The organism is Paenibacillus sp. JT22N15 (assembly GCF_059383755.1).
This window is the reverse complement of record NZ_JBXENV010000014.1, coordinates 1-14,584: the sequence shown is the minus strand read 5'-3', so window position 1 is coordinate 14,584 and position 14,584 is coordinate 1. Positions and strand designations below refer to the sequence as shown.

14 protein-coding genes and 1 pseudogene are annotated in these 14,584 nt (G+C 48.4%); 6 read left to right on the top strand and 9 right to left on the bottom strand.

What is annotated here, in order from left to right:
- Nucleotides 1-2: 2 nt before the first annotated feature.
- Entirely contained in the window at nt 3-2,021 is a 2,019-nt protein-coding gene (locus AC50X8_RS24505; RefSeq protein WP_494882047.1) for a methyl-accepting chemotaxis protein, read from the bottom strand.
- Between the two features lie 225 nt (nt 2,022-2,246).
- On the opposite strand from AC50X8_RS24505, the gene AC50X8_RS24500 reads away from it, so the two are divergent.
- Together AC50X8_RS24500 and AC50X8_RS24495 are read left to right on the top strand one after the other, a co-directional pair.
- A complete protein-coding gene (locus AC50X8_RS24500) occupies nt 2,247-3,011 on the top strand; it encodes an HAD-IIB family hydrolase (RefSeq protein WP_494862629.1) in 765 nt (254 codons plus the stop codon).
- A 4-nt stretch (nt 3,012-3,015) separates the two neighbouring features.
- Entirely contained in the window at nt 3,016-3,153 is a 138-nt protein-coding gene (locus AC50X8_RS24495; RefSeq protein WP_494882042.1) for a hypothetical protein, read from the top strand.
- Between the two features lie 11 nt (nt 3,154-3,164).
- Here the strand turns inward: AC50X8_RS24495 and msrA are convergent, their stop codons facing one another.
- On the bottom strand, nt 3,165-3,680 hold the full coding sequence (gene msrA, locus AC50X8_RS24490; RefSeq protein WP_056033535.1) for a peptide-methionine (S)-S-oxide reductase MsrA: 516 nt from the start codon (nt 3,678-3,680) through the stop codon (nt 3,165-3,167).
- Between the two features lie 103 nt (nt 3,681-3,783).
- On the bottom strand, nt 3,784-5,034 hold the full coding sequence (locus AC50X8_RS24485) for an MFS transporter (RefSeq protein WP_494882040.1): 1,251 nt from the start codon (nt 5,032-5,034) through the stop codon (nt 3,784-3,786).
- 126 nt (nt 5,035-5,160) lie between these two features.
- On the opposite strand from AC50X8_RS24485, the gene AC50X8_RS24480 reads away from it, so the two are divergent.
- Nucleotides 5,161-6,966 (top strand): ABC transporter substrate-binding protein, encoded by a 1,806-nt coding sequence (locus tag AC50X8_RS24480; protein ID WP_494882038.1) that lies wholly within the window; start codon nt 5,161-5,163, stop codon nt 6,964-6,966.
- 82 nt (nt 6,967-7,048) lie between these two features.
- Here AC50X8_RS24480 and AC50X8_RS24475 read toward each other — a convergent pair whose 3' ends face one another.
- Entirely contained in the window at nt 7,049-7,654 is a 606-nt protein-coding gene (locus AC50X8_RS24475) for a TetR/AcrR family transcriptional regulator (RefSeq protein WP_056033489.1), read from the bottom strand.
- A gap of 179 nt (nt 7,655-7,833) precedes the next feature.
- Between AC50X8_RS24475 and AC50X8_RS24470 the strand changes: the two genes are divergently transcribed.
- Nucleotides 7,834-8,592 (top strand): SDR family oxidoreductase, encoded by a 759-nt coding sequence (locus AC50X8_RS24470; protein ID WP_494862620.1) that lies wholly within the window; start codon nt 7,834-7,836, stop codon nt 8,590-8,592.
- Nucleotides 8,593-8,708: 116 nt separating this feature from the next.
- Here the strand turns inward: AC50X8_RS24470 and AC50X8_RS24465 are convergent, their stop codons facing one another.
- Entirely contained in the window at nt 8,709-9,860 is a 1,152-nt protein-coding gene (locus AC50X8_RS24465; RefSeq protein ID WP_494882036.1) for an S-layer homology domain-containing protein, read from the bottom strand.
- Between the two features lie 184 nt (nt 9,861-10,044).
- Here AC50X8_RS24465 and AC50X8_RS24460 point away from each other — a divergent pair, with 184 nt between their 5' ends.
- Complete coding sequence (locus tag AC50X8_RS24460) at nt 10,045-10,470, top strand: MerR family transcriptional regulator (protein WP_494882034.1); 426 nt, start codon at nt 10,045-10,047, stop codon at nt 10,468-10,470.
- A gap of 562 nt (nt 10,471-11,032) precedes the next feature.
- On the opposite strand, the pseudogene AC50X8_RS24455 reads toward AC50X8_RS24460, so the two are convergent.
- Nucleotides 11,033-11,221: pseudogene (locus tag AC50X8_RS24455) on the bottom strand (ATP-binding cassette domain-containing protein); the annotation flags it as partial.
- Nucleotides 11,222-11,339: 118 nt separating this feature from the next.
- Here AC50X8_RS24455 and AC50X8_RS24450 point away from each other — a divergent pair.
- The gene (locus tag AC50X8_RS24450) at nt 11,340-12,140 is read left to right on the top strand and encodes a GNAT family N-acetyltransferase (protein WP_494882032.1); all 801 of its coding nucleotides are present in this window, start codon (nt 11,340-11,342) and stop codon (nt 12,138-12,140) included.
- Here the strand turns inward: AC50X8_RS24450 and AC50X8_RS24445 are convergent.
- From AC50X8_RS24445 to uraA, 3 genes are all read right to left on the bottom strand, one after another.
- Entirely contained in the window at nt 12,118-12,375 is a 258-nt protein-coding gene (locus tag AC50X8_RS24445; protein ID WP_056033551.1) for an ATP-binding protein, read from the bottom strand. The genes AC50X8_RS24450 and AC50X8_RS24445 overlap by 23 nt on opposite strands.
- A 54-nt stretch (nt 12,376-12,429) precedes the next feature.
- Nucleotides 12,430-12,768 carry a L,D-transpeptidase gene (locus tag AC50X8_RS24440; RefSeq protein WP_056033554.1) on the bottom strand — a complete coding sequence of 113 codons (339 nt, stop codon included), beginning with the start codon at nt 12,766-12,768 and terminating at the stop codon, nt 12,430-12,432.
- Nucleotides 12,769-12,948: 180 nt separating this feature from the next.
- Nucleotides 12,949-14,262: a uracil permease gene (gene uraA, locus AC50X8_RS24435; RefSeq protein WP_494862608.1), complete on the bottom strand. Its 1,314-nt coding sequence runs from the start codon at nt 14,260-14,262 to the stop codon at nt 12,949-12,951.
- Between the last annotated feature and the right edge of the window lie 322 nt (nt 14,263-14,584).

The following is a 14,584-nucleotide window of genomic DNA, read 5'->3' as shown; positions in this document are numbered from 1 at the left end:
GGCTACAGCTTGAATTTATTAATTTGAATACGCAGCTTCTCGGCCATATTAGCAAGCTCTGCGGAGGACGACGCTACTTCCTCCATCGAAGCCATTTGCTCCTCTGCCGCAGCGGACACGTTTTGTGATTCGGCTGCGGTTTCACTGGCCGAGTCGGAGATGAGGCGAATGGATTCCACCAATGTAGTTGTACCGGACACCATCTCGCCGGATGCTGTTGATACGCCTTGAATGCTCACGGCTACCTCCTGAATGGAAGAGCGAATGCGGGCGAACAGCTCACGGGCTTCTTCACCCGTATGTTTGCCTTCAGCCGCTTGGTTGACGGTCTGTTCAGAGGCTTGCAGCGTCCGATCAATTTCGAGGCGGATACTTCCGATAAAGCCAGCTATTTGCTCGGCTGATTCCATCGACTGGCCGGCAAGCTTGCGGATTTCATCCGCTACGACTGCAAAGCCGCGTCCTGCTTCTCCCGAGCGTGAAGCCTCAATGGCTGCATTCAACGACAAAATATTCGTTTGGCGGGCAATTTGGCTGATGCTGCTTACGACATCACCGATTTTGCCGGACAAGCCGCTGAGCGCATGAATCGTTTGGGCAAGCTCGCCGATGCCTTGCTCCATCGCGACCATTTTTCCATTAAGCTGATCCATGGAAGCCGCTCCGTCATCGGAGAGGTTGGAGGCTTCTGAAGCGATGTCAGCTGCATTTGTACTATAAGAAGCGATACCATCAATTTGCACAGCGATGCTGTCGGCTGCTTGGCTTCCATCCTGCAAGCTGGATGTTTGGCGCTCCGAGCTTTCGGCTACGACGAGAATCGCTTCGGAAATGCTTTGCGCCGCACGTGCGCCTTGATCCGCTCCCTCAGCAAGCTGCTTCGCAGAATCCGTCAACTGCTCGGATAAGCCATTAACCTCCTTCATCAACAGCTGCATTTGATCGCCAGCGGTATTAAAGGAATGCAGCGCCTTGCTAATATCGGTTTTGCCTTTCACCGGAATGCGATACGTTAAATCGCCTTGCGCCAAAACATCAATGCCATGTGTCAACTGACGAATCGGATACACAATCCGCAGAGCAATGAGAACCGTCATAATCAGGGCAAGGATGATAATGCCTGAGCCGACCAACATAATCAAGTTTAGCAAAGTATCGACAGGCTTTAAAATTTCACTTTCGTCTGCGAACATCGTAATGACCCAGCCCAGGCCAGTCACACTCATAAACCCAATTTTATTAACGCCATTTTCCTTATAATGAATCGGGGCGGTATGGCCTTGGGTCGCATTGGTGAGCGCTTGATCAAGTGCAGCGATACCCAGATCGGATAGTTTTTTGTTTAACACAAACGAGTCATCCGTGTACGAAAGGAATGTTCCGTCAGCTAAGGTCATATAAGCTTTTCCGGTCTCGCCGAATTGAGCTTTGCTGACGCTTTCTACCGCTTGGCTAATCGAATAGGAGGCTCCATAAAATCCATAAGCTTTGCCATCCTTGATTAGTGGAGCACCGACAACAACAACCATCGTGCCCATCGTTTTGGAAATAACCGGCTCAGAAATGAACGGTTTGCCTTCCTTGGCAAGCTTGATGTAAGGCCGATCAGATAAATCGACGTCCGTATTTTTAATGTTAACAGCGTTGGCGCCAATTAAATCAAGTGAGAAAAAAATCGATTCAAATTCGGGATGCTGATTATGGGCTTGAACGAGAAAATCAAGCTGCTGCTGCCGGTCTGCTTCCACCTTGGAGCCCTGCTCCGCAATGACCTGCATAATCGCCTGCTTTTCAACTAAATTGGCATCAATTTCTTTGGCCAGAAGGCTGGAGTAAAGCTCCATTTGTTTTTCGGCTTGGGATTGGACTTCTCTGGAGGTTGGAACGTAGAAGGTGTAGGAGAGCACGGAGACACAAACGACGATAATAAGCAGGGTGGACAATACAATTCTACCTGCTGTCTGACGAATCGAACCAAGAATGAGCAAATTACGAATAAAACGCGAGTTCTTTAATGACATTACTATTCTCCTTTTGATAAAATGTGTGTACTTCTAATATCGGTTGCAGCTTGCAAACTTATTACTATTATTTTCATTTTATTTTGAAAATTTTTCATTTTTAATGAATTGGGAATGAAATCGCTTGCAAAATAGTTGGCGATAGTCAATTTAAATATTATTTTTTGCGTAGGAATTATTATTTAATAAAATTTAGTTGAAATGCAGCTAAAGTGGAGGCTGAGGATGCAATTTGTATTTGATTTGGATGGAACAATTTGTTTTAAAGGAAAACCGATATCGGAACGTTTGCTTTGCGCGTTGGAGGGTTTAATCGAGGCAGGACATGAGGTTGTATTTGCTTCAGCCCGCCCAATCAGGGACATGCTTCCTGTGGTGGACCAGAGATTTCATCATCTTCTATTCATTGGCGGCAATGGCTCGCTGATTTCTCGAGCGGGAAAGACACTGCCTGGAGAAGCGTTTACCACCGAACAAGTAAGTAAAATAATGGAATTAATTATAGCGTATCAGGGTACATACTTAATCGATATCGAGTGGGATTATGCTTATACAGGAGCAAGCGACCATCCTATTTTGAACAATGTAGATCCTTTAAAGCTGGCTAAAAAGGTGTCCGTCGAGTCGCTTAACACAATCGTAAAAATCCTCATCCTGTCGTCGGTGAATATGGAGCGCTTGTTTGCAGAATTAGCCGCACTTGAGCTAGTGGTCCACCAGCATAGCCGGGAAAATGTGCTTGATCTGGGCCCGCAGAACATCCATAAATGGAGCGCCCTGCAAAAAGCGGGACTGCAAGCGAAGCAGTTCATCGCCTTCGGCAACGATGCCAATGACATCAGCATGTTCCAGGCGGCGCTTTATGCGGTAAGAATCGGCGATCATGCGGAGCTGGGACCATATGCGACGGCAAGCATCGCAGTGGAAGGGGATTACGAAGGCGCGATTATTGAAAAAATAAAGCAGCTTTCCCAAGCGTATGCTGTATAACAAGGTGAAGTTCCCGACAAAAGCAAATGCAAAAGCAAATGCAAAAGCAAATGCAAAAGCAAATGCAAAAGCAAATGCAAAAGCAAAAGCAAATGCAAAAACAAAAGCAAAAGCAGCCCTAATTGCGGGCTGCCTTTATTAAATGGATTCGTTTTATTTCCAATACTTCTCGATAATCGCTTCGCGGCCGGAATAAATACGCGATTCCTTATAAAATTCCGGGTTTTTGCGATGATAGTTTTGATGGTATTCCTCCGCCGGATAGAAGACGGAAGCTTCTTCGATCGCTGTTACGACAGGCTTGTCAAAGCGGCCGCTGCCCGCGAGAGCTTCTCTGGACTGCAAGGCCAGCTCGCGCTGCTCCTCCGTATGATAGAGGATCGCCGCCCGATATTGGCTCTTCTGATCATTGCCTTGTCCGACTGCATCGGTCGGATCAATTTGCGGCCAATAAAGCTCTAGCAGCTTTTCATATGGGAAAATGTCATCGTCATACGTTATTTGTACAACCTCCAAATGCCCGGTCTCTCCTGTCAATACTTGCTCATACGTAGGGTTCTCCAGCTCTCCGCCCATATAACCGGACAAAATGCCGTGAATGCCGGGCTGCTCTTCAAACGGACTGACCATGCACCAGAAGCAGCCTCCGGCAAACGTTGCTTTTTGTATCATATGATTTCCTCATTTCCTATTGCGGCTAAATATATTTATTTATATCTAATTATATTTAATTTTATTATAAACACTTGCTCCTCACAAGTATAATCCGATTTTAAAGCAAGCTTCGCTGCTTTTCCCATAGCGGGCTAAAGCGGCAGCAGACGAACAAAATCAAGTTGATGAGCATTGCCACAAGAAAGACGATGGATGGCGCAGTAAACACGGAAATCCAGCCAGCCGCCGCGACGGCGAAGGGCATGCCAAGCTTGAACAGCGAGCCGGTAATGCCGCTAATTCTCCCGATCAAGTGCTGCGGCGTCGTTTCCTGGCGGAACGTCCAAATGCAGACGACGCTGATCGTTTCGAACCAGCCATTTAGAAACAGCGACACGCCTAGCATGGCAGCAGAATGGGAAAGATACATCATGAAATAAGTAAGGGCTAGACATAAAGTCGTTAGCGTAATTAACGTTCCAACCTTAAGCCTGCGGCGCAGCCAGCCGATGATGAAGCTGCCGAGCAGGCCGCCAGCCCCAGCCGCTGACCATACGAGTCCCAGCTCGAAATTGCTCAGCAGCAATGCGTCCTTGGCATAAAAAATGACCGTTGTATCGACCATGCCGGAGGCGCAATTGAGGAAAATAACCGTTAACGTAATCAGCCATAATAAGCGGTTGCGGCGCAGCTCGCGCCAGCCCTCCAGCAGCTCCTTCCAAAAGCTTGATTCCCGCTGCGCCCGCGGCTGCTCATTCGATTGCAGAAATAATAGCAAAATGAAAGCAAAGCCGAACGCCACCGCCGTCACGAACAAACCGTCATGAAGCCGCGGCAGCATGAGCAAAAGCCCCGTCAGTACAGGCCCAATGATGCCGATCAGCGTCGTAACGAAATTGAGCGATACGTTGGCCGAGGTGAGCAGCTCGGTAGGAATCGCCTGCTTGACGATCGCTACCCGCGCATTGGAGAAGGCATAGCCGAAGGCCATCAGCAGAAATCCGCCTGCGTAGAGGACATACAGCGAAGGGTCGCCATAGGCAAGTGCGGCATACAAGCCGAGCAGAACGAGCATTTGCAGCAAAATCGAAGCGAGCGACCAATTCTTTTTATGCACCCGATCCACTAATACGCCAATGAACACGGCCAGCAATAAATTCGGCAGAAACTCGATGCCCTTCATCGTCGACATAGCGACAGCCGACTGCGTCAAATCATATAAAATGAGCGGCAGCGCCAGCTCATAGATTTTATTGCCGAAGGCTATGATGCCGCTAGTAAAGAAAAGAATAAGAAAGTTCCGATGGCCCCATATTGCCGTGTGCGACTGCTGCCGTGATAGGGGAAGACGATTAGTTTTTATGAACATGTGGGGCTGCTCCTCTTGACCGTATTTATGGATCAAAGTATACTTTCGAAAAAGACGAAGGAAAAGCGAAAGGTGAGGATTTTATTTTTCGCCTTTTAGCATTTGCCTATTGGAAAAGGAGTCTAAATGGACGTCCACGACTATTACGGCCAGTTAAGGAAGCATTATATTGACATGCCGAAGCGGCAGCGGTTTGCTGTATCGATGGAGGAGCTAAGCGAGCTGCTTGCCTGCACACGCCGCAACACGCAAATGCTTTTGCACAAAATGACGGAGCTTGGGCTTGTGGAATGGACGCCAGGGCGCGGACGGGGAAATTTATCGCAGCTGGCATTTCTGAAATCCTATAGAGAGCTGGCGTTCGCCAAAGCGCAGGAGCTGGTTGAAAAGGAGAAAATCAATGAGGCATGGAAGCTCATGGAGCCATTTGAGGATCAAGCGATTAAAGCCGAGTTCATGGCATGGCTGACCCGGCAGTTTGGCTTGCAGCAGGATACGGAGGAGAAGGATGTGCTGCGCTTCCCGTTCTATCGTCCTGTCTTAAGGCTGGACCCTGCCTATGTGTTCCGGCGTACGGAGTCGCATTGGGTTGAACAGATTTTTAATACGCTGGTCAAGTTTTCGCGGGGGACGTTTCAACCGCAGCTGGCCCACTATTGGGAAAGCAATGAGGAGCATACGCAGTGGTCTTTTTTTCTGCGTAAGGGCGTACGTTTTCACCATGGGAAGCGGCTGACCGCGCGTGATGTTGCTTTTACCTTTCAGCGGCTGATGGCAAGCTCTCCTTCGGAGTGGCTGACCTCGATGATTGCAGCGATCAACATAACCGGAACGTACAGCCTCACCATTGCGCTGAAGGAGCCGAATGCTTTGTTTATGCACAGCTTGTGCACGGAGCGCTTCAGCATTGTGCCGGAGCATGCGGGCGAGCTGGGGGGAGCAGAGGAATTTGCTAGAATGCCGATTGGGACAGGGCCCTTCCGCATGCTCCGGAATGATGAATCAATGCTCATTGTGGAGGCGAATGAGCTGTATTTCGAAGGCTGCCCCCATCTGGACCGCATTGAAATGTGGGTGTGGCCAAACTATGAGTCGAGCGAAGGGTGGTCTGTTCCAGAGCAGCAGTCGCAGCTGGCCTATTTTGAAGCACAGCTAAAGCAGCAGGCGGATGGGAAGAAGGAGCAGTTGGAGCAAGTGGAGCAGTTGGAGCAGGGCAGCACCTATTTAGCCTTTAATCTAGCGAGACAAGGAGTGCTGCAGTCGCTGAAGCTGCGCCAAGCGATTCATTACGGCTTGAACCGCCAGCAGATGATTGCCGATCTGGGCGGCATTCGCGAGCAGGCGTCAACGGGCTTCTTGGAAGAGGGGATAGATGCTGACGATGGCACCAGCTATGATTTCTCCTATGCGGTGCAACTGGTAAGCGAATCGGGTTACGCAGGCGAAACGCTCAAGCTGTACACGTATGAGATGCCCAGCAATGAGCAGAGTGCGGAATGGACCCGGAAGGCATGCGAGAAGCTGGGTATTCGAATCGAAATTGGGGTGTTCCCAATTGAGGAGCTGGTGGCGTGCGCTGAGCATCGGAAGGAAGCTGATATTATTTTAGGCGGAGAGGTGCTGGGGGAGCAGCCGGATATGACGCTAATTGAGCTGTATAAGTCGGAGACGAGCTTCGTAGCTAGCGGTCTTTGCCTTGAAGACCGCGCCTTTGTCGATGAGCATATTTCATTATGTTTGCGGGAGCAGCAGCAGGAGGCCCGATTGGACATTTTAATGCGTATTCAAGAGCGGCTCAAGCAGCAGTTCAGCCTGTTGTTTCTGCATCATAGCCGGCAGCTGGTTGGGCATCACCAGTCCTTGCAGGGCATTGCCTTGAATGCCTGGGGCAACATCAATTATAAGGATGTCTGGGTTCGGAGAACGACATGACAGATGCAAGGGGCATGCAGTTCGAATGCTCCTGCAGTTAGGTCGAAATTTGGAATGGGGGAGCGTATTATTAAGACAGCTATTAGGGCCGCTTTCCTGGACGCGCCATATTTGCATCATTGGGATTCATATTAACGATCTTAACGAGCTGTTCCTGCATATATTCAGGCGGATGCTTAAAGCCGGTTTCAATCCAGTGCCATACGAGGCCAAGCACAGAACTCATGCTATAGGTGGCTAACAGCTCCGGATCAATATCATCCGTAGGATTCAAAAGCTCCGCCATCGAAATTTGTTTAAGGACATGAAGCATTTTTTCCTTCATATTGGGCAGCACATCATTTTTCATTAGAATCGTGTAGACGCCCGAATGCTCGTAAATATGTCTGAAAATCGTGACTGCATGGGCAGGAAGCTCGCTAACGTTAAAGACCTCGACATGCTCGTAGGGTTCCCGAAACGATTGCAGCAGCTTATCGAGCAGCTCATTCGTAATCTCATCCAGCAGCGCTTCTTTACTATCATAATTGGCATAAAAGGTTCCCCGGTTGTAGCCAGCGCATTCTACAATCTCCGTAATGGAGATTGCTTGGAATGGCTTATTCGCCATTAGAGTGAGCAGTGCTTCCCGCATGGCACGTCTGCTGCGCAAAGTTCGGCGGTCGATTTTTGGATTGTTTTCAGACATTATGCTCCACCTTCTTGACGTGTTTATATACAAAAAACCGCATTGTGTCTGTTACCGGGCAAATGTGGTTTTTTTGCTGATTGTCTCTTAACCTTACGTTTTATTATACTCGAAGTAACAGATGTTCTGTAATGAGCATGTGTTTATTGTATCCTTGATTTCAAATGGAGGAATGAACCGTGAGACTAACAGGAAAAGTAGCTGTCGTAACTGGCGCAGCTTCAGGTATGGGGAAAGCGATTGCCGAGCTGTTCGCAGCAGAAGGAGCTAAAGTCGTCGTTTCCGATCTTCGCGTAGATGCTGCTCAAACGGTTGTTTCCGCTATTGAAGCAAGCGGCGGACAAGCCATTGCAATCGCTGCCAATGTAGCGAAGGAAGAGGATGTTCAGCAATTAATCGATACGACCGTAGCAACATACGGCACAGTGGATATTTTAGTTAATAATGCGGGAATTATGGATAACTTTGTTCCGGCAGGGGACTTAACGGATGAGCTATGGGAGCGGGTATTCGCTATTAATACAACGGGACCGATGCGTACGATTCGGAAAGTGCTCCCTCTTTTCACCGAGAAGAAGAGTGGGGTTATCGTCAATATCGCTTCTGCTGGAGGTTTACAAGGCTCTAGAGCGGGCGCTGCTTATACAGCTTCCAAGCATGCTGTCGTGGGCCTCACGAAAAATATTGGTTTCCAATATGCCGACCTCGGCATTCGCTGCAATGCGATTGCACCTGGCGGTGTGAAAACGAACATTGCGGCGTCGCTAACGGAGCCTAACGCTTTCGGAGCTTCGCGTGCGATGGCAGGCATGGGCCTCAACCCGCGTACGGGCGAGCCGGAGGAAATTGCGAAGGTTGCTCTGTTCCTGGCCTCCGATGATGCAAGCTTCGTCAACGGCACGGTTGTAACCGCCGATGCGGGCTGGCTGGCTTACTAAAGCTTTACAATCACAAGCAGAAGCAGTAATCCCCTCTGGTTGACCCGTTTCCCATACAAATCGTGGGGGAGGGGGAACTGGAGGGGATTTTATTATATAAGATGTGAAAACATAAGCTAAGAATCATCCCCACTGATTGCAGGCAGCCAAAAAGACATGATGAGATCGACTTTCAATGTTTCTTCCTCGAAGAAGAAGGCAAAGCCATAGGTTTTGTTTCTATTTTTAATGGGAGTACCATCGAAAAATGGATCAAGCGAAAAATAGCTTCCATCCTCCGCCTGCTCATAAAAGAGGTACGCTTTGCCTGGTCTTAAATAGCCCGCTGTTCCATATTGCAGAAGGACATCCCTTAATGTGCTTTTTCCGACTATTATACCTTTGCTGGTAGAGAAAATCTTACTAGTGTCCGTATATTCTGAATCAGTAGATATAGACCAAAGGCCTAACAGATCCGCTTTATTGTATATAACTGAGAAGGAAGGATACTGGTTAAATCCAAATGAGACAGTCTGAGACTCCCCAAACCGTGCATCGATAGAGGATTTCGTATCCCCAAATTTCACTGTCGAATTAGGCTCGGTTCCAATTAAATCAAAATCCCCTTTGGTTAATGGCTGCGTGCTGAATAGGGGCAAAGGTTTTGGCGCATTCACCAGACTCGGCAGCATGCTGCGTTTGGACAGGGATTTTGGACGCTCCTCGATACCCATCATTCCTGCAACCGTCAACTGCCTAATCCATTGAATAGCCTCAGCCCGTGTCAAAGGAGAATCGGCTTTAAAGGTAGACAGCGAGGCGGCATCACCGTGTACCATCCCATGTCCAATTAGATAAATCAGATTATCCTGTCCCTCAAAGTGGACGCCATTGGCTGAGGCAATAATCGCGGCTGCTTGTGCTTGAGTGATCGGTGCTGTACGAAGTTCTGTCTTGGCTGCTCCGACAACGGGATGGTTCCACTCTTTCGCAAATTGATATAGCGTGTTTACCCGACTTTTAATTGTCCCATCCGTTTCAGCGTTCCTCAACAACCCATTATCGAACGCCTCATACAATATTTTCAAAAACTCTGCCTCGCTTACAAGTCGATCCGGTTGAAAGCTTCCATCCGAATAACCCTCAATGATTCCATTTTCTCTGGCCCATTGCATTAATGTATCTGACCCTTGATTGCTTGGTCCATAGGTTTCAGCAGCAGCGATGCTTCCCCCAAGCATGCTGGAAACCACCATAAGACAAATGAACGTCCGACGGACGATAGACATGTATACCTCAGCCCTTCTTATCTTTAAAGTTGTTGTGAATGAAACTTCTTACATAGTATTATCGGTTGAAAAGCGGCCTTTTGTAAGGTTCTACCTTAGGGATCGTTCCCTATCTTATAAACTGGCAATTTCCCCGAAACCTTGTTACGCTTTCTATATCTATGTTGAAACAGGGGGAATCGGGATGGCGGAAGGAAAGAAAACGATGGAAATGAAGCGGGTACAAGATAGTGGAAAGATTTACACCATTAAGGAAGCCGCGAAGCTAGGAGGGTTATCAGAGGATACAATCCGTTATTATGAGAAAATCGGCGTTTTGCCGCAGGCGGAGCGTAAAAACAACACCCATCGTTTTTACCGGATGAAGGATATTGAAACGATGAAGATGCTGGTCTGCCTGAAGAAAACAGGCATGTCGCTTGACGAGATAAGACCGTTTATAGGTGTGTCCTTCATCAATAAACCGTCGGATTACCCCGAGCTGGTGCAATTAATGCTGAACCATCAGCAGCAAATTAGGCAGCAAATAGCGGATTTGCAGCAGGTGCTGGACTTCATTGATGACAAGCTGAAAATCACCTCTTTTGAGCAAGGGGGCTGCCCTCAGTAGCTGCAACAACTAGGGCAACCCCTTGTTTACAAATCAAAATGAAGAAGATGAGCAAGGGGAGTTAATTTTAGGCAACGCGGGTAGGGTAGGACAGGATAAGGAAGGGAAGGAAGGGGGAAGTGAAGGGCACCTTGCATTTTGAAGGACTGAGGAGCCGCTATTTTAGCATTTTATGCGATTTCAGCCTGTGAGCGGACAGGAAATCCGTTATTGTCTCCATAATCACATGAAAATGAGTATGAGGCGCTCATTAGCGTCTCCTGAGTCCGCAAGTACCGCCAAAAACCCTAATCTGGTTAAAATAGCGTCGTCTGTGTCCGTCAAATTTCCGCTGTCGACTTTGCCCGGTTATTAAGCCACTTCATATCGTCTCCGCATACATATCCGAACGAGCAAGCCTACAGCTTTGATGCATCTATGCTTATTTAAGCCTATCTAAACCTGTCTATACCTAACGTCTACTCCGTCACGAGAATAAGCGGCGTAGCTTGTTTAATCACTTTCGACGAGGCCCATGAGCCAAGCACCGCCGAGAAAATACTCAGGCACGAGACGACGGGCAAGTCACCTGATCCAGCCCGCTCAGCAAGTACAGCAGCGGCGACTTGCCGGAGCCGAAGTTGCCCATAATGACAGTGAATTCGCCCTCATAAATGTCTAAATCCACATTGCGGATGGCATGATATTGCTCGCCGCCTGTCGAATAGGTTTTACATAGGTTTCTAGCTCGAATAATCGCTTGCTTGGTCATGCATATCTCTCCCGAAAGCTTGTCTTAACCCCATTATAATTACGCAATATATATAAAGGCTTATCAAGTTATTAATAAATCCTTACAGTGAAGTGCACTTCACAAGGAGGCGGTTTCTATGCAGGAGCTAACAGCAGCAGAGTTTAATATGGTTAATCCAATGCTTGAAAAGGTAGGAAATAAAGCGGTCTATGCTTTATCGGTAATCCAGCAGCTTCAACCAGGAAAGGTGTTAGTAAACGATAAGAAAAGTCCTACAGCCGCATTCATAACGAGTGTTGGTGGATTCTATTGTTTATTGGGAGCTGCAAACGATGTTCTATTTAATGAGGGGGTTATACGGTTCCTAAACGATAGAGACAGCCATTCTATTCGTTTTTATGCTCTAGCTTTATTTTCAGCGGATTGGGAACTGCTGCTGGTTGAAAAAAATCTAATAAATGCGGCCAAGATTAAAAGGGCTTATTTCCAATTTAACAAGGAAAAATTTCTTCAAACTTATTGCGATTATCCGTTTGTGCTCAATGCTGAATTCAACGATGAAGGATTAAATCTAGAAATAGCTAACCAATATCGAGAGGACTTTTATCCGTATTATAAAATAGTTTGGGATTCGGCCCAACAATTTATCGATAATGGTGTCGGTCATTTTGTGACGAAAGACGATAAGATTGTCAGTGTTTGTTCCTCTCCCTATGTTGGAGGCGGTTACGCTGAAATCGACATCATTACAGTAGAAAAATATAAACGAAAAGGGCTCGCTGCATGGGCCGGTGTCCATTTTATTAAGGAGTGTCTTAACAAAGGACTGACACCAAACTGGTGCTGTCATTCCGATAACCTGGAGTCCTTAAGTGTCGCCCAAAAGCTTTGTTTTGAGCAAATAGACGAGCATCCTATGTATTGGTACAACGGTTAACCATTATGCGATTAGCAGAGGGGAATAGTGAAATGAAAAACGGTGCCACTGCCGTTATTGCTTCTGAACGCAATGGAGCCGCCATAAGCTGCTCCTTGTTCGCATCCAGCTCGGCCTCTATACGGATCGTATCGCCTGGGGAGGATGCGTTAAGCGCATTCGCCACGATGTTGGCAAGCATTTGCTCAATACGCGCGTGGTCGATAGCGATCAGTACGGTCTCTTGCAGCTGCAATCGCCAGATAGCTTGCGCCGCAGCTGCGCCAATGGAGACTAGCTCTGCCAGCCGTTACTCCCGAATGGTCACACGGGTATTAATTGGAACCAAATGGGCGAGAGCGACAACGTCGTCATTGTACATGCGGATGCAGCCATGCGACACCATGCGCCCGATAGAGGAAGGATCATTGTTGCCATGAATGCCGTAATGCGGCTTGGACAATCCCATCCAGAAAGCGCCGAATGGCCCGCCGGGATTAGGTTGCTTGTTAATAATCGTAAATTCGCCGAGCGGCGATTGCGTCAGCATTTTGCCGATGCCAACAGGATAGGCGTTTACAACCGTATTGCCATCGAGCAAATACAGCCTGCGGTCAGATAGATCAACGATAATGCGGTATGAAGGCATGAAAGGTTTCCCTCCTTTGCTTCTATCCTATGTAAGAGGGGGAGGGAGGGCATTAGGCATTGTCCTATAGGCATGAAATCGTGGAGATTCGGAAGTAGTCTTCCTATAGCAATGAGGGCTGCCATATAGTTGGCAGCCCTCATTTTTAAGAAAAGCGTGTATTGCGTATTGCGTCAGCGGCTAGTGCCCCGATGCCTCATGATCGTTGGACAGCTTCAGCACATCAAACAGCTTGAACAGCAGGCTTAGCAAAATCGCTACGACTGTCGCAAGCGCCATGCCGGAGATGGAGAAATCGCCCAGCTTGATGGTGACGCCGCTGAGTCCGGTTACCATTACAACCGTCGTCAGAAACAGATTAGTCGGCTTGCTGTAATCGACCTTCGATTCCACAAGCATCCGGAAGCCGGATGCGGCGATAACGCCGAACAGAAGCAGGGAAACGCCGCCCATGACAGGAGTCGGAATGCCCGAAATGAGCGCCGAGAATTTTCCTGAAAAAGAGAGCACAATGGCGATGACGGCAGCGCCGCCAATGACAAAGGTCGAATAAACCTTCGTGATCGCGAGTACGCCGATATTTTCGCCGTAGGTCGTATTAGGCGTGGAGCCGACGAAGCCGGAGATCATTGTTGAAATGCCGTTGCCCAGCATGGAGCGGCTGAGCCCCGGGTCCTTCGACAAATCCTTTTCGACGATATTGCTCGTCACGACCAGATGGCCGATATGCTCGGCTATGACGACGAGCGCAGCGGGAGCGATGGCAAGAATGGCTGCCCACTGGAAGACTGGCATCGTAAACTGAGGAGACTGCAGCCAGCCGCTTTCACTAACACCAGAAAAGTCAGTCATGCCCATAAATTGTGCAAGGACATAGCCGGACACGATTCCAATAAGAATCGGAATAATCTTCATAAACCCGCGGAACAGCACCGAGCCGAACACGGTTATAGCCAGCGTAATGGTAGACAATGCGACCGTTGAACCGTCCATCGTCCAGTTTGCCGGGTCTTTATAGTTGTCCGGCATAATCCAGCCAGCCATTTTCGCTGCGACCGGAATGAGCTCCAGCCCGATAATCGCGACAATCGCGCCCATCGCCGCAGGAGGGAAAACGACGTTAATCCAGCCCGTTCCCGCATAATGAATAATCAAGGCGACAAGTGTGAAAATAACGCCTGCGGCAATAAAACCACCCAACGCTGCGGCATAATTGCCCGGCTCACCAGCTGCATGTTGGCCGATTACCGCTCCGGCAGGAGTGATAAAGGCAAAGCTGGAGCCAAGATAAGCGGGGATTTTGCCTTTGCAAATCCATAAATAAAGCAAGGTGCCGATTCCGTTCATAAGCAGGCACACAGCCGGATCGACGCCGAGCAAATTCGGCACAAGCACGGTGGAGCCGAACATGGCGAATAGATGCTGCAAGCTCAGCATCAGGCTCTGCCCTAGCGGAGGGCGATCCATAATTCCAATTGCATGACGGTTTTTCATAAACCATTGATCCTCCCGAGTGTTCTACGTCTATAATCCTTGTCGATTCTACCTAGTTCGGTGAAGGTTGGCAAGCTTTTTTTCAAAATAGAGAGAAAGTATGATTTTTCCATCCTTCCTCTCTATTTCTCGGAATGAAACGCGCCGCGCTGCCAAAGGACGGCGACAGCCGTTTCACCTTGAAATATAGGGAAGGAGCTGATTTTTCCGCCCTTCCTCTCTATTTCTCGGAATGAAACGCGCCGCGCTGCCAAAGGACGGCGACAGCCGTTTCACCTTGAAATATAGGGAAGGAGCTGATTTTTCCGCCCTTCCTCTCTAT

Coding starts and splice junctions, on each gene's coding strand:
- AC50X8_RS24450 (WP_494882032.1), top strand. CDS start 11,340: ATGCAGGAGCTAACAGCAGCAGAGTTTAATATGGTTAATCCAATGCTT.
- AC50X8_RS24475 (WP_056033489.1), bottom strand. CDS start 7,654: ATGTCTGAAAACAATCCAAAAATCGACCGCCGAACTTTGCGCAGCAGA.
- AC50X8_RS24440 (WP_056033554.1), bottom strand. CDS start 12,768: ATGCCTTCATACCGCATTATCGTTGATCTATCTGACCGCAGGCTGTAT.
- AC50X8_RS24460 (WP_494882034.1), top strand. CDS start 10,045: ATGGCGGAAGGAAAGAAAACGATGGAAATGAAGCGGGTACAAGATAGT.
- AC50X8_RS24465 (WP_494882036.1), bottom strand. CDS start 9,860: ATGTCTATCGTCCGTCGGACGTTCATTTGTCTTATGGTGGTTTCCAGC.
- AC50X8_RS24485 (WP_494882040.1), bottom strand. CDS start 5,034: ATGTTCATAAAAACTAATCGTCTTCCCCTATCACGGCAGCAGTCGCAC.
- AC50X8_RS24505 (WP_494882047.1), bottom strand. CDS start 2,021: ATGTCATTAAAGAACTCGCGTTTTATTCGTAATTTGCTCATTCTTGGT.
- uraA (WP_494862608.1), bottom strand. CDS start 14,262: ATGAAAAACCGTCATGCAATTGGAATTATGGATCGCCCTCCGCTAGGG.
- AC50X8_RS24500 (WP_494862629.1), top strand. CDS start 2,247: ATGCAATTTGTATTTGATTTGGATGGAACAATTTGTTTTAAAGGAAAA.
- AC50X8_RS24480 (WP_494882038.1), top strand. CDS start 5,161: ATGGACGTCCACGACTATTACGGCCAGTTAAGGAAGCATTATATTGAC.